Raw genomic sequence first — 22,079 nt, 5'->3', positions numbered from 1 at the left:
CAAATTTATATCAATTAAATGTGGATTTAATCAACCACATTTTTTCTAGAGCCGAACTTTGATTCTTTCGGTTTCTGATCAAACTCAGGACTTTTTTCCACTTTAGGGTTCTGCCTTGGCTTGAAGCCACCTTGTGTTTCTGGGTTCTCCTGATCTTTGACTACATGTGGTTGAGCTGTATTTTCCCTCGGTTTTCTATGTGGTTTATGATCAGATTTTGGATGATTGGAAGATTTGTTTCCATGACTTGCAGGCTTTTTACCTTTCTTAAAATCACTTTTCGGCTTGGCGCTCGCTGAAGATGAATAGCTTGGACCTGATTCAAAACCTTCTGGCAAAGGAAGTTTTTCTATTTCCATTCCAATTAGGCCTTCTATCCTACTGAATTTGAATTTGTCTTTTTCATTGACAAAAGTGATCGCTTCTCCTTTGCTATCGGCTCTTGCTGTTCTACCAACTCTGTGGACATAATCTTCTGGATCATTTGGCGTATCAAAGTTGATTACCAACTCGATTCCCACCACATCGATTCCTCTGGAAATAATATCGGTTCCAACCAAAACCCTCAATGCCCTATTCTTAAATCTTGACATGATCTGTTCACGCTCAACTTGCTCTAAGTCAGAATGAAAAGCTTCTACTTCAAAATCTTTTTTCAATACTTTGAAAAGGCTTTTTACTTTGTCCTTTGTAGATGCAAAAATGATCACAGCCTCGTACTCTTTCTGCCTTAGGATATGTTTTACCAAATCTTCTTTTTGCGTATCATATGCTAGATATGCTGCTTGTGTAACACCTTCTGCAGTTTTGCCCAAAGACAAACTTACTTCTTCAGGATTATTCAGAAGCTTTTTGGAAAACTGTCTGATTTTAGGAGGCATTGTGGCAGAAAACAAAATTGTCTGCCTATCCTTTGGGAGATAATTCACAATGGTGAGCAAGTCATCTGAAAAACCCATGTCGAGCATTCTGTCAGCTTCATCCAAGATCAAATGCTTCAAACTATCGAGGTTGATTTTTCCACCTGCCAACAAAGCGATCAGTCTACCGGGTGTAGCCACGACTATTTCAGCACCTTGTTCCAAAGCCCGCTTCTGCTGTTCCCAGACCAAGCCATCTCCTCCTCCATAGATCGAAATCGAACTGATTCCCAAAAAGTATGCAAAACCCTGAATCTGCTGATCAATCTGTATCGCAAGTTCGCGAGTAGGTGCCAACACCAAAGTATTAAGCTTGCTATCTCCCAATTTTGCGATTTTATTCAAGACTGGTAGGATAAATGCTGCTGTCTTCCCTGTACCTGTTTGTGCACAAGCGATGATATCTTTTCCCTCTAAAATAATTGGGATTGCCATTTCTTGTACGGGTGTTGGCTTTTCAAAACCCATGGCGTCAAGTCCTTCTTGTAATGACGCCTCAAAATTAAAACTATTGAAATTCAAAACTATAGTGATTTTAAGTATATAAATAAGCCCAAGCAATCAATGCTAATTGTAAAGGCAGTCGAAGCAGCAAGGCCCATTTTGGTATTCCTTTCGCTCCTTTTTGATACATATAAAGATTGGCAGGAAAAACTGCTATCAATAAAATGATAATCCCAATAGCTGCATATTGCCTCGTCAGAGGAAACAACAAACAAATTCCAAAAAGAATTTCAAAAGCTCCTGCCAATGAATTCATTATCTTCGGATAAGGAATGTAAGGTGGGATTATGCGAAGAAACATTCTCGGTTTTAGAAAATGCATTACTCCAGCAAAAATATATAGGCCACTCATCAAATAAAGAAAAAATGAATGCATGTAGAATTGCTCTTGTAATTGGTGATCAATGTTTATAAAGAGACTAAATGTATCACAATACTCTCACATAAGCAATAATCCCTCCTATTTTCATCATAGATCCTATTTATTTTCACTATTCAGTAGGTTGAATGGCTTCGAAATAGTTTTACATTTCAATAGTATAGGAAAAGAAAAAATGGAGAATCGTTGCTTGCTTGCTTCCAAAAACATTATACTATATTTGCACCTTCAAAAAACAACAAACTGATTACAATGAACAACTTTATCGAAGAATTGCGCTGGAGAGGAATGCTTCAGGACATGACACCAGAAATCGAAGAACACCTAAATAAAGGCATGGCTTCTGCATATCTAGGTTTCGATCCAACGGCAGATTCTTTGCATATCGGCCATTTGGTTGGTGTAATGACCCTTTTACACTTCCAAAGAGCAGGACACAAACCTTTCGCTTTGGTTGGTGGAGCTACTGGTATGATTGGTGATCCTAGTTTCAAGTCAGCAGAAAGAAACCTATTGGATAAAGAAACCTTAGACCACAATATCTCCTGTATCAAAAGGCAGTTGGGGAAATTTCTAGACTTCAATCAGGGTTCTGAAAATAAAGCTGAGTTGGTTAACAATCACGATTGGATGGCTGATTTTTCATTTTTGGATTTTATCAGAGATGTCGGAAAACACATCACGGTCAATTATATGATGGCCAAAGATTCAGTAAAAAGAAGGCTGGAAGATGGAAATGGACTTTCGTTTACAGAGTTTACTTATCAGTTGATCCAAGGGTATGATTTCTATCATCTTTGGAAAAACAACAATGTAAGCATCCAACTCGGAGGTTCAGATCAGTGGGGAAATATAGTAACTGGGACAGAAATGATCCGAAGAATGGGATCTGGATCTGCTTATGCCCTTACTGTGCCTTTGATCACCAAAGCAGATGGTACCAAATTCGGGAAAACCGAGGGAGGTTCTGTATGGCTTGATCCTGAGAAAACATCGCCTTATGCATTTTACCAGTTTTGGTTAAATGTCTCAGACGAAGACGCTGCCAAGTATATAAGAATATTCACTACCCTCGACGAAGAGGCAATTTTGCAGATCGAAAAAGCGCATCAAGAAGCCCCGCACCTACGTGCCTTACAGAAAGAAATTGCAAAGCAGGTGACAATCATGGTTCATAGTGAACAAGACTTCGAAATGGCAGTCAAAGCTTCCGAAATCCTATTCGGGAAATCTTCAACAGAGGACTTAGCATCATTGGATGAAAGGACTTTCTTACAAGTTTTTGATGGAGTTCCGCAAGTACAGATTTCAAAAACAGATTTAGAAAGCACGGGTACTGTTTTGGATCTTTTAGCTGAGAAAGCAGGCCAAGCCATTTTCCCTTCGAAAGGTGAAGGCAGAAAAATGATCCAAGGTGGTGGTGTGAGTATTAACAAGGAGAAAATCAATGATCCCAATTCACCTGTCGAAGCGATTTTGTTACAAGAGAAATATCTTCTTGTGCAGAAAGGAAAGAAAAACTACTACATCATCGAGGTCAAATAGCATTCAATGATCTGATAATAAATCAAAATTGGGGATTGGAAGGCAAATTAAATCTGTTTTTGCTACAAACAGATTTGGAAATCTTCCGATCCCCAAACCAAATTAATTCTATTGAGTTTTGAATCCCAAGATTGTCAAAATCTACTAAGAAAAGTTAATTTCAGAAAATTTCATTTTTTCGCCCTCAATACCACTCTATTACATAATTACCCAATATTTCAAACCTATATTTTGAATTTTGTTTAATACCTTTGAATTCTATTCAAACACTAGAATAAGTCATGGGAGCACAAGAAAGAACACAAAAGGAAAAACTTATCCTTGAATCTGCTATCAAACTTTTTATGGAGAAAGGGTTTCACGCGACCAAAATGGACGATGTCGCCAAAGGAGCCAAAATATCAAAAGGACTAACTTATTTTTATTATAAAAACAAAGAAGACCTTTACATGGCAGTTACTAGAAAGGCTTTCGAGGGGCTAAAAGATGTATTTAGAGAAGTATTTCGTTCAAAAGGTAAAAACGGAATGCAAATGCTGGTTGATTTGGTTCAAAAATATTTGGATTACAGCTTGCAAAACAGAATGTACTATGATGCTATACTCAATTTCCTTGGCGTTTTGAGTCTTTACAATGATGAAAATACGAGGCAAAAAATAGACCCTCTGATCTTAGAAAGTGTACATTTCCAAAAATTACTCGACATTCACCATGACTGTGGCAAATTTGGAATTCAGATGGTTTCCCAAGGAATCAAAGATGGAAGTATCAGGCCTGAATTACAACCTGAAATCACATTTTATACCATTTGGAGCATGCTGATAGGATATGAAAGACTAAGTGGACCAGTAAATTATGAAAACAAAGAAATAAAAATCCATATTGACAATTGGAAGCCTGGATTTATCAAGTTGATGCAAGACATGCTAAAAGGAACAATCCAAGCAACAAAACCAAACATTGTACAGGGCAGCTTATTTTAATTAAAAATTTGATTTCAAAATCTTGGAAAATCATAAATTTCAAATAATCCCTTACTCGAACAACCATAGCGCACAACTAATTGATGTTTGGGAAAAGTCAGTTTTGGCAACACATTCATTTTTAATACCATCAGATTTTGAATCAATCAAAAAATTGGTCCAGTCTATGGATTTCAGTGAGCTAGATGTTTTCTGTTTGATCCAGGGTGATAATCTGATTGGATTTATTGGGGTTTTTGACTTCAAAATTGAAATGTTGTTTTTTTCTCCTGATTACATTGGAAAAAACTTGGGGAGGATGCTGCTTGAGTATGCCGTGAATGAATTGAAAGCTAACAAAGTAGATGTCAACGAGCAAAATATACATGCAGTGGGATTTTATCAGAAATTTGGATTTGTTGCGTATGAAAGAACTGAATTGGATGATCAAGGGAATCCTTATCCAATTTTGAGAATGCAATTGAAGTAAAAAAACTAGCTGCTTACATTTTTTATAACCCTTAGAATTTTAGAGTATCCAAATTATCAACTTTGCTTTTGCCATTTTTAATTTTTCAAGGTAGAGGTTCTTGACCTTTTAAAAGAGAAAGGGTTACTCTTGCTAAGTTTTACATCAGTGGTTCGATCCTAGCGAGACGATTTGATATTTTTACGTAATTATCAAATACATTTATGAAGAAAATATACGCTTTTCTTGTGTTGTTCATTTCTATAGGAATTGTTGAAGCACAAGAATCACCCAAAAAAGGAAACTACGAACTTGCTTCGAGATTTTCTCCAGAAAAAGTCAAAAAAATGGTATTCTCGACAGATGTGGATCCTCATTGGCTTAAAAAGTCTGATCGGTTTTGGTACACTTACGAAACTACCAATGGTAAGAATTGGTACATCGTAGATCCAGCTGCAAAAACCAAGAAGGAGTTTTTTGACAAAGATAAATTAGCTGCTGAGTTGACAAAAATCGTCAAAGATCCATTTGATGGACAACATTTAGATATTACAAGCTTAAAGTTTTTGGAAGATGAAAACACTATCCAATTCAAAATCAAAAGTACCCAAGATGTATTGAAGAAGGATTGGGATGAAATCAAAGAAAAAAACAAGAGTGCTAAGGATTCTCTTGAGAAAAAGACCTTTGTTTTCAGATACAATTTGCAAAACCAGCAGCTGACCGAGGTAGAGGATCCTGAAGAAGATGCAAAGCGACTGGCTTGGGCAAATATTTCTCCAGATTCTTCAAAAGTGGTTTTTGCAAAACATGACAATCTATTTTGGATGGACAAGGAAAATTTCCTGAAAGCAGTCAAAGATGAAAAAGACAGCACGATTGTAGAGAATCAATTGACAGAAGATGGTGAAAAGGACTTTTCTTATGGTGGTGGTCGTGGAGAAGATAATGTAGATGAAGAAAAGAATAAAGACAAAAGAAAACGTGCTGGGATAATTTGGTCTGAAAACAGCAATCAGTTTATTTTCACAAGGTCTGATGTAAGAAAAGTGAAGGATCTATGGGTAATCCAAAATACAAAGGATCCAAGACCTACTTTGGAAACCTATAAATATGCCATGCCTGGTGAGAAAGAACAGCCTATCACCGACCTGATGCATTATTCTTTTGAATCCAAGGACATGTCTAAGTTATATGTAAACACTTTCAAAGATCAGACAATTGGGCTTTATACAGCTTCAAGACTCAAAGTCACTAGAGATGACGACTTTACACCAATCACTTGGTTGGGTGATGAAAACAGCTTCTATTTGTCGATTACATCCAGAGATCTCAAAAAGATTGATATCGTTCGGTGGAATCTTTCAGAAGGAACCAAAACTGTAGTAATAGAAGAGCGCAGCAACACTTACATTGACATCAACAAACCAGAGCTTATAAATAATGGTAATGAAATAATCCATTGGTCAGAAAGAGACGGTTGGGGACATTATTATCTTTATGATAAAAATGGAAACCTCAAGAGGCAGCTTACATCAGGATCTTTTCATACCGATAGAATTGCTACAGTAGATGAGAAAGGCAGGTTTCTTTACTTTGTTGCAAATGGAAAAGAAAGTGGAGAAGACCCATATTATGAGCATCTTTACAAAGTCAGCTTAAACGGTGGAGCCATTACTTTGTTGAATCCTGGTGATTTCAACCACAATTCATCTACCAATGACAAAGGAAATTATTTTGTCAATAATTATTCAAGAGTTAACACCACTCCTGCTTCTTCGCTGTATGACAATACAGGAAAGAAAATCATGGATTTGGAAGTTGCAGATTTATCCAATCTTTTTGCCGCAGGATATAAATTCCCTGAAACATTCAAATTCAAAGCTGATGACGGGATCACAGATCTATTTGGAGTGATGTACAAGCCCTTTGACTTTGATTCTACAAAGATCTACCCAATCATTGAATATGTGTATCCAGGGCCTCAGACAGAGGCAGTAAACAAATCTTTCAGCAAAGGATTTGACAGAACAGACAGATTAGCACAACTTGGCTTTGTTGTGGTGACTATAGGAAATCGGGGTGGTCATCCAGGAAGATCAAAATGGTATCACAATTATGGCTATGGAAATCTTAGGGATTATGGTTTGGCGGACAAAAAAGCAGCTGTAGAACAATTAGCAGATCGACATCCATTTATCGACAGAAATAGGGTTGGTATCCATGGACATTCTGGAGGCGGATTTATGTCAACTGCAGCCATGTTGGTTTATCCTGATTTCTTCAAGGTAGCCGTATCTTCAGCTGGAAATCATGAAAACAATATTTACAACAGATGGTGGTCAGAGAAGCATCATGGTGTTCAGGAATTGATTTCTCCAAAAGGAGACACTTCTTTTGTTTACAAAGTTGAAAAAAACCCAGATTTGGCAAACAACCTCAAAGGTAAACTTCTATTGGTCACTGGGGATGTTGACAACAACGTACATCCTGCAAACACCATCAGAATGGCAAATGCTTTGATCAAAGCCAATAAGCGGTTTGATTTTATCATTTTACCAGGACAGAGACATGGATTTGGTGATATGACAGAGTACTTCTTCTGGAGAATGGGAGATTATTTTGTTCAACACCTATTGGGAGACAATACCCCTCCTCCTACTGATATGCTCGAGGTTCAGAGAGAAAAAGCCTTGACAAAATAAGCTTAACACAACCACAATTAATTGACTTTTAAACAAAAAATCCCTTCCATATTGGATGGGATTTTTTTTGACAATACAAAGATTATAGTGTACTTTTAATATCTCAATAGGAAGTAATATGATTATCTTAAATGCAAAAATAAAGTCAAATGATCTTTACAAACATTAAATAATCATCCTAGATACACGAAAGCAAAATGATAGCTTAGAATAGAAACTAGTGTCCAATAGGCATATTTCAAAGAATTAATGAACCAATAAAACATAAACAAACAATGGATTTATCAAATGCATTTTCACTGAATGATAAAGTAGCATTGATTACAGGTGGCAGTAGAGGAATTGGATATGCTATAGCCGAAATTTTTGCAGCTGCAGGTGCCAAAGTGGTCATTTCAAGCCGAAAGCAAGAAACTCTGAATCAAATAGCTGATAAACTAAAAAGCAAAGGTTATGAAGTATTTGGGATTGCATGCAATGTGGGTAAAATAGAAGAATTGGAAACATTGGTAAAAATGACAATTGAAAAATATGGTTCAATTGATATTTTGGTAAACAATGCGGCTTCAAACCCAGTTTTTGGTCCAATTCATGAAACCAGCCTTGAGGCATTTGATAAAATAATGCAAGTGAATGTAAAGGCTCCTTTTGAATTGATGAAGTTATGCTACCCTTTTTTAAAAAAATCCTCCTCGCCTTCTGTCATCAATATAAGTTCAATCGGTGGGATATCCCCCGAATTTGGACTTGGAATATATTCTGTAAGCAAATCAGCTTTGATATCTTTGACCAAGGGTTTTGCCAAAGAATGGGGTTCAAACAAAATCAGGGTAAATGCTATTTGTCCTGGATTGATCAAAACAAAATTTTCCGAGCCTCTTTGGAGTAATGAAAAAACCATGGATGAAATGATGAAAACATTGCCTATCAAAAGAATTGGCAGTCCTGATGAAATAGGTTTGATGGCTTTATTTCTGGCAAGTACCAGCGCATCTTATACGACCGGCGCTGTATTTTCTGCTGATGGAGGACATACTATTTAAACAGCCACAACTCACAAAAACCACTAATTTTATAACAAAATACACTTTCGAGTTAACAAAGCAATCATCAAACTAATCACTTTGTTTTTAAACGATTTTTTAATTTTTGTTTAATAAAAACTTAGTAATATTCAATTTTGTATCAAATTAAAATTATTTTTATTAGATAAGTTCAATTTAATTTTTTATTCGTAAATAGCATCATTATAGATCAAAATGATGTTGAATGAAGCAAAAACTACTCACCACACTTCTACTTAATTTCCTTATATTTTTTTTCAATCACCAACTTATCCTTGCCCAGACGGAAATTCAAGATGATTCATTTCTCTTACCAATATCAACCTTTGAATCTTCGCAAATCACAAATGTAGGAAGTTCAATCTTTTCAATTGAGGAAATCATTGAGAGATCACCTAATTTGGAATATCAGAAAATTGAAGGAGATAATACCAACTTGGGATTTACAAAAGACAATTATTGGCTACGATTTTCGGTTAAAAACAACTCTTCGGATAAACTAAACTTATTCTTTGAAACTGGAAGACCTATCACAGATATTGTCGAGTTTCACCAGATTCTGAAAGACGGTAGCATTTCCACCCAGTTGAGTGGAGATTTGATTCCTTTCAGTGATCGACCTATCGAACATAGAAAAATTATATTCCCTCTGGAATTGGATCCAAATTCAACCTCCGAATTCTATATCCAATATCAAAGCGATGGAGAAGTCATTAACTTACCACTCAACTTGCATAGCACAAATTCCTTGATGATCGAATCCTATCTCGAGCAATTTGTATTTGGTGTTTTTTATGGGATTTTGTTGCTAGCTGGTTCTGTCTACATGTTTTTTTATTTTGGGATAAATGAAAAAAGCTTTATTCTATACACCCTATACGTCCTTTCGATAGGATTTTTACATTTCTCTTTAGATGGATATTTTGTCCAATACATTTCCTCCAATGCAAATTGGTTATCTAGAAATAGCATTCTGTTTGCAGCTGCATTTTCTACATTGGCATTTGGGAGATATTCCCAAGTGTATCTTGATGTCAAATCATTCAATCTAAATCTTCATAAAGCTTTCAATATTCTTCATACAATTGTTTTTGTTTTTATCTCAGCAGTCATAATACTTGGTGATTACAAACACCTTTATTATCCATTAGTAAATTTCCTAGGGATTATTCTTTTGGTTTTGATAGTGACTTCCGTGATTAATTCTTACATCAAAAAATCAGGTCCGGATATATTTTTTAGTTTGGGTATTCTTAGTTTTTTTCTGGGATTTATTTTTTTCATTTTAAACAATTTCAGTCTAATTCCGAATTCATTCATAACCGAAAACTCTTCAAAAATAGGCACAGGTTTCGAAGTGATTTTTCTATCCTTATCTATGGCAAACAGAATCAGAAAATTGAAATCAGAAAAAGTCAGAATGCAAACTATTGCACTTCAAAGATCTCAAGAATCGAACGAGATAAAATCATTTTTTCTTTCCAACATCAGCCATGAGCTAAGAACACCATTGAATGCGGTAATAGGTCTATCAAAGTCCATTCAGTCTTATACCAATGATGATAAGATCAACAAAGACCTTGAAATCATTCAATTTTCATCACTTGAATTGCTGACTTCTATTGATTCTATACTTGATTATTCCAAAATAGAAAAGAAAGAGTTGAAACTTGAAAAAAAGCAAATTGATCTTCCAAAAATCATAAAGGAGATAAGGACTACAGCTGAAAACCAAGCTAAAGTAAAAAATCTGAATTTCAGATATGAGGAGATCAATCAACTTCCAAAGTATATCCTAGGTGACAAAGATAGATTCAAACAAATCCTAATCAATGTTCTCAATAATGCCATCAAATTCACCAATACCGGTGAAGTAAAGCTTACAATCAAGTCAGAAACTTCAAAAGATAATACTTTAAAGTTAAGCATTAACATCACTGACACTGGGGTCGGTATTGTAAAAGAAAAGTTAGACAGGGTTTTTGAATCATTTATCCAAGCCCAGATTGATGACAAAAGAAAATTTGGGGGGTTTGGTCTTGGGCTATGTATCGTGAAAGCACTCATAGAGCTTCATAAGGGTGAAATAAATATTACTAGTGTCCCAGAAAAAGGCACTAATGTAAATTTACAAATGGATTTTGATGTACCCCAAAATACCTTTGAAAGCAGCTTTCACCTCAAGGAAGAAGACGGAGAATATGATCTGTTAGGCAAAAACATCCTAATAGTGGAAGATAACCCAGTCAATCAACTTGTCATGAAATCAGTACTTCGAAAATGGAAAAACACAACATTTGATATAGCGAACCATGGTATCGAAGCGATCCAAAAACTAAAAAACCAAAAATTTGATTTGATCCTAATGGATCTTCAAATGCCTGAAATGGATGGCTATGAAGCTACTATTGCAATCAGAACAGGTGCAAGTGGCTTTGAAAACAAAAATATCCCAATAGTAGCAGTGACAGCTGATGCTACTGAAAAAGCCAAGCTAAAAGTAAAGGAAGTTGGGATGGATGAATACACTACCAAACCCATCGACATGGATGAATTGTACCTCAAAGTGAAAAAATGCTTTTACTTACAAAATGTTGATATTTCCAATATTGTCTGATTACAAGACTTTTCCCATAAAAAAACTTAATAGGAGTATCTGCAATGTTGTAGCTTTTGAAGTTGCAACATTGCGGATACTGGTAAACTGACAAAAGTTAGCATCCGAATGTATAATCATTCATCCAACAATCTATTGTTTGCCTTTCGGTAAGTAAGAAGATAGTCATTGAACCATATAAGTTATTCCGCATAAACAATGTAAAATGACTATAAACACCCTTACTCCGAGATCCTGAGAATCATCTTATATTTCGGGGCTTTATAACAGGATAAGTTCTATTGGAAACGAAACTTTAAATACTTGATCTTCTCCCCTTTTTCGCTAAAGATCCCTTCATAGCGAGTTTTGATGCCATGATGATCATCTTTGAATTCGGATTGGTAAAAATCATGGGTATGGGCTAATATTTCACAATCACTGCGTTCCGATACCACTTCCAAAGTATAGTCAAACAATCCTGTATTGTCTGTTTTGAAATTTACAATCCCCCCTTCTTTGATCATTGGCTTGTACATATCCAAATACCTAGGGCTGGTTAGTCTTCTCTTTTCATCTCCATCCCGAGGAAATGGATCAGGGAATGTAATCCAAAGCTCAGAGATTTCGCCCTCCTCGAAAAATTCTTCAAGCAACTGGATTTGGGTTCTCAGGAATGCAACATTTTCCAATCCTTCAGCAATTGCGATTTTACTCCCCTTCCAGATTCTGGATCCTTTGATGTCAACACCAATAAAATTCTGTTCTGGATATTCTCTTGCCAATCCTACCGTAAACTCTCCCCTTCCACAAGCTAACTCGACTACCAAAGGTTGTGAATTCTCAAATTGAAGCTTATTCCAATTTCCTTTTATACTTTTAAAAATCTCCTTACCATCTTGAACAACATTTCTGTTTTCTTCGTTCTCCTTAAATCTTTGTAGCTTGTTCCTACCCATTTTTATAACTCATTAATTTCTGCAACCACAAAGGTACTACCTCCAACAAATATTAAATCATCTTTGTCTGCCTTTTTCTTAGCAGTAGAAATAGCTTCATTCACATCTTCCATTACTTCACCATTCAATCCTTCCACGATAGCTAGATTGAAAAGATCATTTGCTTTCATCGCCCTTGGTATATTTGCTTGTACAAAATAGTAATATGCATCTTTGGGAAGTACTGACAAAACTTTTGATACATCCTTATCACTCACCATTCCAATAACCATAAATAGCTGATTGTGTTTAGTTTGATTGATCTGATCGATAATAAACTTTATACCTTCTTCATTGTGTCCTGTGTCACAGATGACTTTTGGAGAATCGGAAATTGTCTGCCACCTCCCTTTTAGCCCTGTGTTTTTGACAACTTGTGAAATTCCCATTTCAATATCCGAAAAGTGGATATTGTATCCTTTTGCAATAAGCACATCGATGGTTTTCAAAATTCCACCTAGGTTCTTTTGCTGATAGTTTCCCATCAAATCTAGATTCAATCTAAAAGTATCAGAACCTTTCCCTACTCTATAGACAGTTTCTTCCAAATCTGGAGTAACCCCAATTTTTTCTATACAATAAGTGTCTTCAGCAAAGTAAATTTCAGAATAATTTTCTTTGGCTTTAATTTCAAATACGTCGGTTGTTTCCGATTGCCTCTGACTGATGACTACAGGAACATTTTTTTTGATGATCCCTGCCTTTTCTCCCGCTATAGCCTCTAGCGTATTACCCAAGAACTGAACATGGTCAAAACCAATGTTTGTAATTACAGAGACTTCTGGAACTATCACATTTGTACTGTCAAATCTACCTCCCATTCCAACTTCAATTACCGCGATATCAACTTCCTCTTGTGCAAAAAACCAAAAAGCCATCCCAACGGTCATTTCAAAAAAACTTGGCTTCAATTCGTCTAAAAAGGGCTTATTTTGATTTATAAATTCTACGACTGATCCTTCCGGAATATCTTTTCCGTTGATTTTTATTCTTTCAGTAAATGATTTGAGATGTGGAGATGTGTACAATCCTACTTTATATCCTGCTTCCATCAGAATCGAGCACAGGGAATGTGATGTACTACCTTTCCCATTTGTCCCAGCTACATGGATACTCTTGAATTTGGATTCAGGATTACCGAGATGGTTGCAAAGGGAAATGGTATTGCTAAGGTCTTTTTTGAATGCTGCTGCACCAATTCTTTGGAACATGGGTAGTGCATTGAACATATAGTCCAATGTTTGCGAATAATTCATACCCAAAATTAATCTACTTTGATGATAAAAGTAATTTTCCCAGAAGAATAATCAGCAGTTCGATTTCCACTCTGACGTTTGAAGGAAACTTGATTTACGACTGTTCTGTAATAAGCGAGTACCTCATTTGAAACATTATATTCCAATGGAATAGCCTGCACTATTTTCCCTGAATCATCTACCGTGATCTTAAAAACTATCCTTCCATTTCTTGAAGAGACATTATCTCTAATATTTGGTTTTGATGCAAAATCCCATCCTGCAAGGTCCAGATTGTATCCAGCACCTGGTCCAGCTACACCTGGTCCTGTACCTGACCCCATCAAAGACCGACCATCTACAGTACCAGTAGGTTTACCTTCATCACCAGACTTTTCAGAAGAACCTTGGGCACTTCCTGTTGCAGCCTGATTTCCTGTTCCTGAAGTACCACCAGCACCCATCAAAGCTCTTTGGTCAACTTTAGGTTGTTCTACAGCTTTTGGGGTAGTTTTTTCTGCCTCTGCCTTTGCTGGTTGGGTTACTGAAGTAGCTTCTTTTTTGACTGGAGTTGATTCTTTGGTAACTGGTGTAGTTTTCTCAGCACCTTTGAGAGGACTAGCAGTTTTTGATTTAGCTTCTAGAGTCGATTTCGATGGTGTAGATGGTTTAGCAGCTTCAGAAGGCTGTGCAACTGGTGTAGCGCGTTCTGTTGGAGTTGAAGATACTTCTCCCGGTGCTGGTGGTGTAGTCACTTCAGATTTTACATCATTCGGCTGAGAAAGTGTTTGTGTATTTCCACTTCCAAAGTCAGAAAAACCTAGATTCAACTCCAAACCATATTGAGGTAAAGGTGGGATAGGTTGTCTCCAAACCACCATGAAATAAATGAATAGCAGTACCAGCACGTTTACAACGATGGTAATGATCCAAGCTTTGCGCTTGCTATCTGCTTCTTCTTCATTTTCTTCCCAAACTTGCATTTCTATTTGTATGGTTTAGTGGCTATGGAAACATTCGCTTCTAGGCCGGCAGCAATACCTCCTATTTCTACCAAATACTCGACAGGAACTTCCTTATCTATATGTAGAACGACCTGACCTTTCTTTTCTTTCAATAAATTAGTCAATTCACCTTTGATAGCTTCTCTATCTAATACTTTATCATTAACAGAAAACCGAAGGTCTTTGGTTATAGTAACTGTAACTTCCTGCATTACAATATCCGATGCTTCACTAGAAGGCAGATTGACAGGCAAACCTGATGGAGTGATAAACGATGAAGTCAACATAAAGAAAATCAATAACAAGAAAATAATATCTGTCATTGAAGACATGCTAAATGATGATTCTACTTTGTGTTTTGATTGTAGTGCCATCCTTATTTATCTTGTAAAATATCCATAAACTCAATGGAGGTATACTCCATGTTGTGAACTAGTTTTGATACTCGGGAGACAAGGAAATTGTAACCCAAATATGCAATGATACCTACAACCAAACCAGCTGCAGTAGTGATCATCGCCTCGTAGATACCTGTAGAAAGTAACTTTGGCGATACCATTCCTTCTTCTTGGGCTACTCCAATAAACGCGCGAATCATACCAGCAACTGTACCCAGAAACCCAATCATTGGCGCTGCTCCTGAAACAGTAGCTAACAGATTAAGGTTCTTTTCAAGTTTATAGATTTCTATTTTACCTACATTCTCTATAGCCACTTCAATGTTTTTCAAAGGACTGCCTATTCTTTCCAAGCCTTTGGCAATCATATTCGCAACAGGGCTAGTTTCACCTTGACAAAGAATTTTAGCTTTTTCAACTTGTCCGCCCTGGACTAGGATTTTGATTTGATCCATCAGATGTTTTGGGGATTTTTCAGCTTTCCTGAGCGTAATGATCCGCTCGACAAAGATGAAAATAGCCAAAACAAACAAAGCATACAGCGGGATCATCATGTATCCGCCTTTGATCAATAAATCTAGAAGACCAATGTCTCCGTTTCCAGCGTCCATAATTGCCAGACTATCTACCATCATGTTGTTGTCAGTAGAAAGTGTTTGTAGTAGAATCATATTAATATTTCAAAATCCAAATTGCATCTCCAAATTCACCTTTTGCTTTTTCCCAAGCTTCGGTGGCCGTTTCTATATTGTCAAACTTACCAACGGCAATACGGTAATTTTTGATATCTCCATAAGGGAAAATGATCCAGGAATTATATCCTTTTTCCAGATACTGCTTTACTTCTTCTCTTGCATATCTCTCTGCGACTACACTCCCCACCACAATAAAGTATCTTGGATTTGCCTCTCTGCTATTGATGATTGTCAGCTCAGGTTCAGAGCTAGTTACAGCTATTTCTTCTTCCTCTAACTCAACTTCCACAACCTCTTCCTCAATTATATCATTTGCAGTTAATTCTTCTGATACTATACTTGGAGTTTCTTCTTGGGTTTGGGTGGATTCTATAGCATCGGAAGTTTTATCTTTATCAGCATTTGGCACATAGTACAAGAAATAAGCCATACTACCCAAAACAGCAAACAACAATAAAATAAGCCCCAGTATCAATGGAGTTGCCGATTTTTTCTTCTCTTCACTTTTGGGATCATTAAATCGGTTCTTCGCTTCAATTATTTGTGCAGCTGGTTTTTCTTCATTGTTTGTACTAGCGATCAAATCAGTAAGTATCACCTGACTTTCAACTTCTTCTGGTGTCTCTACATTTTCTTCGATCTCAATACCTTCTACAAGATCTGCTGTAAAGTCATTGAGCGGCACTAATTCCACAAAAGGAAAACCATAATCTTGGTCTTGATTATCTATGTTGTTTTTATTTTCCTTCATTGGACATCAATTCTTTTTCTGGTTCAATCTACGAAACTAAGACAATTGGTTCAATTCGCAAATTATAGAATCCAAGGATTCACTTAATATATTTAAAACTTAATTGTCAAACCTCCAATTCCCTGAATTCCTCTCACAGGATAATTCAAAAATCTTTGATTTGATTGATTAAGCAAGTTGTTACCGACCGCAAATACAGATACTTGATTGTTGATTTTATAGTCAAGTTTTACGTTCAAATCAAATATTGTCGGTAATGTTTCAGTCACATCCAATGTAGGTTTGTAAGCGACAATTCCTCCCATTGCATTGATGTTTGCATTGATCAGGAATTTTTCTGTTGGCTTGAATGTGTTTCCCAAAATCAACTCCCATTCTGGTCTGTGAAAAGCTGCAGACAAATCATTCAGAGTATATTGATAATAATTGACAGACCCAGTCAGCTTGTACCAATCCTGGTATTCCCAACCTACACTGGCTGTATAATTTATTACTCTGGTGTCAGTATCATATACCAAATTGAATCTCAAACTATCACTTGGAGCGGTTGTGAAAAAATGCATGTTGGCATATTTACCAACATTCACTCCTGCTTCATAAGTAAACTCAGCATTGATGGTTCCTTTTACTCCAGCGCTAGCCACAAAATTCTGAATAGTATTCAGCAGCTCATCACTTGGGCCCAAAAATGGATTTTCCATTACAAAATCATAGTAAGTCTTTCTATTCACATCACCTTCCACCCCTGCATAAATCCCAAAAGCTTCATTTAACATATAGCTTCCTGAAATTGCCGGAAATATGTGGAAGTCTGATTTCTTATTCGTTGTGATGTCGTTTTCAAATACAATATTTGCACCTGCCAATATACTCAATCCCTGTCTCCTATATTCCACATAAGGCTTGATTTTGAAATAGTTTCTGTTGATGTCTGCATAAAACTCATCAGAAGGTGTAGTCAAGGATAAATTCGCATCAACCGCCGTTCTGAGGTTTTCATTGTACCAAAAATCCGCTCGACCATTAATTCCAATTTCATTTTCAACTGCCATGAAACTATCATTAAAAAGTCTCACGTTTAGATTTGCATCATAATTCAAATCAGACATCTTTTCCAAATTTGAAATACCTGCTTTGATTTTGAAGGTGTTGAATATATTTTGGGGAGTAACAAATTCCTGTAAATTCACATTTTCCGGATCATATCCATAGAAATTGTATAAATCCCTTATGTAATCTACATGGCCGTACAACTCAAAGTAATCTTTGAATAAAGTCCCATCTAAGCCTACATTGGTGTGGTTCTCAGCAGAATTTTTTCCACCTACTGGGCCGGTGTAAAAACCCTCATGTTTAATTTTTGCACCTATATTATAATCACCATCTTCCCATAGATTATACCTAGCTTCTAAAATTGGAGAAGCATAATTTCCATATCCTACACGTACAAAACCTGGAAACAACTCTTCATTCGTCCTCGGGAATTGTTTAAGGGAAGCTTCTGGTGCAATCTCCAATGGAGGTAAGTTCAAGAAGAATGGTTTGACCAAATAATTGAAGTTTGCTGTGCTCTTAGGGGTTGGCAATACAGGGATTCTTTCAAAATTCCTAGGCTGAACAGGCACTGTCAAAACCCTGTCCTTTCTTATCACGAACTCTTGATCTTGCACCTCACCTCTTTGCTGGGCAAAGTTAGGCAAAGACAATCCGGAGAAAGATACAATAAATATATATCTGAAAATCAAATTCTTATTCATAACTATTTAAATATAATTCTCGGATTTTATTTGATTTGAGCTAATTTTTCTTGAGCCAATTTTTTGATTCCTTCATCTTGAGCCTGCTCTACGACCGATTCCAAAGTAGCTTTGGCTTGGAAATCTTCACCAAGTGCAAGGTAATTGTCCGAAAGAAGAATAAAGCATTTGCCATACCAATATGCATGGGCGGAAAATGGTGCTGCGAAATCGAAAATTGCGTCGTTAGATTGATTGAAATTTTTCTTCTTATTGTAACTCTCTGCAAGAAGATAAAGTCCTTCAGCTCCATGAACCGTCTTGTATTCGTTGATCAATGTCATCAAAGCATCTTCTGCGGCATTTACATTACCAGTTTGGAAAAATGCCTTTGATTTCAAGAGCATTGCAGAAGGAATTGCATCAGCCATTACATTTCCCAAATTGATAATCCTATCAGCATAGAATACAGCCGAGTCATATTTGTTGGTATAATAATGCGAATCCATCAAACCTTTGAAAGCTTCGTATTCTTCCAGTTTGTTTCTAGCACTTTTGGAAGATTCACGTAAGTAAGGTAGAGCCTTCACATAATTTTTATTCTCTACTTCCAAAGCAGCGATTCTTTGTACTGCTCTAAGTCTTTGTGGAGATTCTTTCAAGCCATCCAATTGATAGAAATATTTTAAAGCTTCAGTCTGATTGCCTAGTTTGGAATGAGCGTCACCAATAAAATAGATTGCTTCTGCCCTATTGGCGGATTGCGGATAGTTTTTCAAATATTCTTCAAAAGCTCGGATTGATTGCTGGTGAGAATTGGAGAAGAAAAGATTTTTCGCTGCTTCAAATTCCACATTTTGCAAGCTTTTATTGTCCGGATTTGCATTTCTATAGCGAGACAGATAGTTGGAAAATTCCCCTGATCTGTTTTGCAAAGCCAAGGCCTCCTGAAGACCCACCAAAGCAGACTCAGAATTGGTGGAATTGGGATGGTTTTCGAGAATTTTCTTATAATCATTGATCGTCTCCTCATACTGCTGCAAAGAGTAACTTGCAATTGCCCTACCTTCCAGTGCAAATGGGATAAATTGGCTATTTGGTCTTGATGTGATTAATCTGCTAAAGCCGCTTTTTGCTTCAGCATACCTAGTCATCTCCATGTTTATTTGAGCCTTTTGGAAGATTGCATCTTCCAAGTACAAGCTTGAAGGGAAATTATCTATCACCCGATTCAATTGATTGATGGCTTCTTGATTATTGTTTTGAAAATTATAGACTACTCCTGATCTAAAATGTGCATAATCAGTGTAGTTATTGCCTTCCCTTACGGCACGTTGGAAAGTATTCAAAGCATCAGAAAACTTTTTCTGAACATAATAAGTATCTCCCAATCTAATAATCGCATCATCGTAGTTTTCTTTGTCTTCAGCTCTTTGGATCTTGTCTGTATAGAGCTTAAACTGCGCTTCCGACTTTACATATTGTTGGGAGTTGAAATATGCATAACCAAGTCCATAGTGTGATTTGATCAAATAAGGGTCATTTGATCGAGGTCTTTGAGCTTGTAGTCTTTCATATGACTTTATTGCTTCTGGAAGATTTTCCCTAGCTGCGTAATTCTCTGCTTTCCAAAAAAGTGCCTGATTCACCAAATCCTTGTCAGCAGGTGTATTGATTGCCTTATCAAAATAGGCTGTAGCGAGATCATTTCTTTTATCTCGATAATAAACAATACCTTGATAAAAAGAAACTTTCTGGTATGCAGCATTGATCCGTGTTGATTTGCTAGGCATTCTTTCAATCTGCTCAATAGCACGCAAATAATTACTGGTATTGATCAATGCATCGGCCAAAAGATCTTCTGCTTCCTTAGCGTATTGCCCTCTAGGATAAATCTCCAAATAAGAGTCAAGTCCAGTAACCGCTTCTTGAAAACTCCCTTTTTCAAGATTAACCTTGGCATAATTTATCAAAGCTTCCTCTTTTATATTGGGATCTGCATCGCTTTTGTAAGCAGCATTAAAACTTGTGGAAGCAAATTGTGGGTTATTCAATTTCAAGTAAGAGTGACCGAGATAGTAACTTGAAACCTGTCCAATCTTATCATTTTCGACTGCTGATACTTTGAAATAATCTGTTGCACGCTGATAGTTTTGAACTTCATATTGTGCTACTCCAGCTTTGTAGATTTGTGGTCTTTCCAAAGTCCCTTTTCTGGTATTTACAAATTCATCATATTGCTGACCCGCTTTTTGGAAATTTCTTTTTTCGAAATAAGCTTCAGCCAAATAAAGATGGATTTCTTCCTTTCTATCTAGATTTTTTCTGTTTGTCAAGACTGGTTCGGCATAAGCAATCAAGTCGTCATAAAGTCCTTGTCTGTAATATACTCCCGATAGCATGTAGGGCACTTTTCCAGAATAGAAATTTGATTTGTCAGCCTCTTTAAAATTTGAAATTGCTTCTTCGTATCGTTTGTTTTCCATGTGGATAAAACCCGCATAGTAATTCGCATCAGGTGTATATTCTGTCCTTTCTCTTTTTACAAGATTGAAATTCACCAATGCATTGTTGTAATCCTGAAGTTGAAACTGTGCGTAGCCCATTTTGAAAAGCACTTCAGCTCTTTGTTCAGGCCAAATATTATCTACATCTACTTTTTGGTATGCAGGAATAGCTTCTCTGTAGTTTCTCCCTTCAAAAAAATAGTTTCCCAAAATATGAGCAGCTTCATTGATTTTTGGATGATCAGGGTGTTTTCTGATAAAATTATATACCAAATCTGATGCTCCTGGATTGTTAATCTTCAATGCAGAGATAGCATGATGAAAGTCTACAAAAACCTCGTCATTTTTCGAAAGATCTTTGTTTTTAAGTTCTTCAAATTCATATTTAGATGCACTAAAAAGTTGCTTATCAAATAATTCGAAATTATCATCTAAAATTTTTTGTGATCCTGTTTGGTACAAGCCCGACTGAGCAAAAGACAGCTGAACGGTGATGGCCATCCAAAGCAATGCGAGTGTTTTCTTCATAATGTCAATATGCTGGTTAATGCATAATTTTGAATATCAATTCTTTAAGGATTTGGGATTCATTCATCCCGTTGGCATCTACTCCTTTGGATCGAAGATCTGCCTCTTTTATGTATTCGAAGGCATCAATAACCTTGCCCAAATGATAATTTTTGGCTGCTATGGTGTATTCTTTTACGAAGTATGGATTCACTCCCAATTTTCTCGCCAAATCAGCATCAGAAGCACCTTTCATATCGTGGGTGATTGCTATTTTGCTGAAGTAATTGAACATCAATGCAATCATCGGGATTAGTGGGTGACCTTTAGGGTTTTGTCCAAAATAATGAACGATTTTATTGGCCTTAATGATATCCTTTACCCCTATGGCTTTTGTAAGTTCAAAATTATTAAAATCTTTATTGATACCGACATATTTGTGGACATGGCTGGTGTCAATCTGTGTTTTCTCTGTAAAGTTGATAAGCATTTTGCCGATTTCGTTGGTCATCACCTCCAGGTTATTCCCAATACTTTCTGCCAGCAGGGTTGCTGTTTTGTTATCAATTTTATGCCCTTTTGAAGAAACATAATTTTCAATCCACGGTGCCAACTTATACTCGGGCACTTTTTCAGATTTGACAAGTATAGCTTTTTTGTCCAATTCCTTTGCCAAGGCTTTTCTTCCATCCAATACCTTGTACTTGTGGGCAAATACCAGAATGGTACTAGGAAGCGGGTTTTGAATATAGTTCAACAACAGCGTATCAGTATCTTCTTTTCCTAAATTTGGAATATTTTGGGCTTCTTTGACAATCACTACCTGACGATCTGCCATCATGGGAAACCTTCTGGCATTCCCTATGATAGAACTCATCTGAGAATCTTTTCCATACATGACTGTTTGATTGAAACCCTTTTCATGTTCAGGGACAGCATTTTTCTCTATAAAATCTGTGATTTCATCAATGTAAAAAGGTTCTTCACCTTGCAAAAAATAAATAGGGGCATATTTACCTGCTTTCAGGTCTTTGATTACATCTTCTGGTTTACTTGGCATAGCTAAATTTTACAGTTCAAAGATAGAAAGATTTCATCTTTTAA

17 protein-coding genes are annotated in these 22,079 nt (G+C 36.5%); 6 read left to right on the top strand and 11 right to left on the bottom strand.

Annotated features, from left to right (window positions below; genetic code table 11):
- Window positions 1–26 precede the first annotated feature (26 nt).
- Together MM236_RS15815 and MM236_RS15810 are read right to left on the bottom strand one after the other, a co-directional pair.
- Entirely contained in the window at window positions 27–1,442 is a 1,416-nt protein-coding gene (locus MM236_RS15815; protein WP_241275967.1) for a DEAD/DEAH box helicase, read from the bottom strand.
- 13 nt (window positions 1,443–1,455) lie between these two features.
- Window positions 1,456–1,800, bottom strand: a complete 345-nt coding sequence (locus MM236_RS15810) for a DoxX family protein (protein WP_241275966.1) — start codon at window positions 1,798–1,800, stop codon at window positions 1,456–1,458.
- Window positions 1,801–2,055: 255 nt separating this feature from the next.
- Between MM236_RS15810 and tyrS the strand changes: the two genes are divergently transcribed.
- The 6 genes from tyrS to MM236_RS15780 all read left to right on the top strand — a co-directional run bounded on the left by tyrS (window position 2,056) and on the right by MM236_RS15780 (window position 11,165).
- The gene (gene tyrS / locus MM236_RS15805; RefSeq protein WP_241275965.1) at window positions 2,056–3,348 is read left to right on the top strand and encodes a tyrosine--tRNA ligase; all 1,293 of its coding nucleotides are present in this window, start codon (window positions 2,056–2,058) and stop codon (window positions 3,346–3,348) included.
- Between the two features lie 281 nt (window positions 3,349–3,629).
- On the top strand, window positions 3,630–4,331 hold the full coding sequence (locus MM236_RS15800) for a TetR/AcrR family transcriptional regulator (RefSeq protein ID WP_241275964.1): 702 nt from the start codon (window positions 3,630–3,632) through the stop codon (window positions 4,329–4,331).
- Between the two features lie 22 nt (window positions 4,332–4,353).
- Window positions 4,354–4,800, top strand: coding sequence for a GNAT family N-acetyltransferase (locus MM236_RS15795; protein ID WP_241275963.1), 447 nt, complete (start codon window positions 4,354–4,356; stop codon window positions 4,798–4,800).
- 203 nt (window positions 4,801–5,003) lie between these two features.
- On the top strand, window positions 5,004–7,484 hold the full coding sequence (locus MM236_RS15790; protein ID WP_241275962.1) for a S9 family peptidase: 2,481 nt from the start codon (window positions 5,004–5,006) through the stop codon (window positions 7,482–7,484).
- 275 nt (window positions 7,485–7,759) lie between these two features.
- Entirely contained in the window at window positions 7,760–8,527 is a 768-nt protein-coding gene (locus tag MM236_RS15785; protein WP_241275961.1) for an SDR family NAD(P)-dependent oxidoreductase, read from the top strand.
- Window positions 8,528–8,753: 226 nt separating this feature from the next.
- The gene (locus MM236_RS15780) at window positions 8,754–11,165 is read left to right on the top strand and encodes a hybrid sensor histidine kinase/response regulator (RefSeq protein ID WP_241275960.1); all 2,412 of its coding nucleotides are present in this window, start codon (window positions 8,754–8,756) and stop codon (window positions 11,163–11,165) included.
- A 278-nt stretch (window positions 11,166–11,443) separates the two neighbouring features.
- On the opposite strand, the gene trmB is transcribed toward MM236_RS15780, so the two are convergent.
- The 9 genes from trmB to holA all read right to left on the bottom strand — a co-directional run bounded on the left by trmB (window position 11,444) and on the right by holA (window position 22,035).
- Window positions 11,444–12,103, bottom strand: coding sequence for a tRNA (guanosine(46)-N7)-methyltransferase TrmB (gene trmB / locus MM236_RS15775; RefSeq protein ID WP_241275959.1), 660 nt, complete (start codon window positions 12,101–12,103; stop codon window positions 11,444–11,446).
- Window positions 12,104–12,105: 2 nt separating this feature from the next.
- Window positions 12,106–13,398 (bottom strand): bifunctional folylpolyglutamate synthase/dihydrofolate synthase, encoded by a 1,293-nt coding sequence (locus tag MM236_RS15770; RefSeq protein WP_241275958.1) that lies wholly within the window; start codon window positions 13,396–13,398, stop codon window positions 12,106–12,108.
- 8 nt (window positions 13,399–13,406) lie between these two features.
- Window positions 13,407–14,360 (bottom strand): energy transducer TonB, encoded by a 954-nt coding sequence (locus MM236_RS15765; RefSeq protein ID WP_241275957.1) that lies wholly within the window; start codon window positions 14,358–14,360, stop codon window positions 13,407–13,409.
- 2 nt (window positions 14,361–14,362) lie between these two features.
- A complete protein-coding gene (locus MM236_RS15760) occupies window positions 14,363–14,755 on the bottom strand; it encodes an ExbD/TolR family protein (RefSeq protein ID WP_241275956.1) in 393 nt (130 codons plus the stop codon).
- A gap of 2 nt (window positions 14,756–14,757) precedes the next feature.
- On the bottom strand, window positions 14,758–15,450 hold the full coding sequence (locus MM236_RS15755; RefSeq protein WP_241275955.1) for a MotA/TolQ/ExbB proton channel family protein: 693 nt from the start codon (window positions 15,448–15,450) through the stop codon (window positions 14,758–14,760).
- A 1-nt stretch (window position 15,451) separates the two neighbouring features.
- Complete coding sequence (locus tag MM236_RS15750; RefSeq protein WP_241275954.1) at window positions 15,452–16,225, bottom strand: SPOR domain-containing protein; 774 nt, start codon at window positions 16,223–16,225, stop codon at window positions 15,452–15,454.
- A gap of 92 nt (window positions 16,226–16,317) precedes the next feature.
- Window positions 16,318–17,982 carry a TonB-dependent receptor gene (locus MM236_RS15745; RefSeq protein ID WP_241275953.1) on the bottom strand — a complete coding sequence of 555 codons (1,665 nt, stop codon included), beginning with the start codon at window positions 17,980–17,982 and terminating at the stop codon, window positions 16,318–16,320.
- Between the two features lie 26 nt (window positions 17,983–18,008).
- On the bottom strand, window positions 18,009–20,996 hold the full coding sequence (locus MM236_RS15740) for a tetratricopeptide repeat protein (RefSeq protein WP_241275952.1): 2,988 nt from the start codon (window positions 20,994–20,996) through the stop codon (window positions 18,009–18,011).
- A 16-nt stretch (window positions 20,997–21,012) separates the two neighbouring features.
- Window positions 21,013–22,035 (bottom strand): DNA polymerase III subunit delta, encoded by a 1,023-nt coding sequence (gene holA, locus MM236_RS15735; RefSeq protein ID WP_241275951.1) that lies wholly within the window; start codon window positions 22,033–22,035, stop codon window positions 21,013–21,015.
- Window positions 22,036–22,079 lie beyond the last annotated feature (44 nt).

Origin of the sequence: Belliella calami (genome assembly GCF_022549695.1) — a bacterium.
Classification (GTDB): domain Bacteria; phylum Bacteroidota; class Bacteroidia; order Cytophagales; family Cyclobacteriaceae; genus Belliella; species Belliella calami.
The sequence above is the reverse complement of the archived record's forward strand: the minus strand, read 5'-3'. Positions and strand labels throughout refer to the sequence as shown.